The sequence below is a fragment of the Bacillus sp. SIMBA_074 genome, assembly GCF_046534555.1.
Classification (GTDB): domain Bacteria; phylum Bacillota; class Bacilli; order Bacillales; family Bacillaceae_G; genus Bacillus_A; species Bacillus_A mycoides.
This window is the reverse complement of sequence record NZ_JAWRYM010000447.1, coordinates 1-275: the sequence shown is the minus strand read 5'-3', so window position 1 is coordinate 275 and position 275 is coordinate 1. Positions and strand designations below refer to the sequence as shown.

The following is a 275-nucleotide window of genomic DNA, read 5'->3' as shown; positions in this document are numbered from 1 at the left end:
CTGTGTCCTCAAACGTTTATAATTAAAGGGGGTCAACTTTCTACCCATACTATACACAATCATTATTTCACACGTGTTACAACATCGTTAAAACCGAATTACGAAGTGTGAAACTTTTGTGCAATCAAGCCTTTGGTTGCAATTTTTCTTGAAGTTCCTCAATATAATGCTGAGCGGATTGAGCAGCAATGCTTCCATCACCTGTAGCTGTAACGATTTGGCGCAATGTTTTTTCACGAACGTCACCAGCTGCAAAAATACCCGGGACGTGTGTC

General features: G+C 40.7%; 1 pseudogene. It reads right to left on the bottom strand.

What is annotated here, in order from left to right:
- Nucleotides 1-124 precede the first annotated feature (124 nt).
- Nucleotides 125-275 (bottom strand): annotated as a pseudogene (locus SB773_RS31530) (thioredoxin-disulfide reductase); the annotation flags it as partial.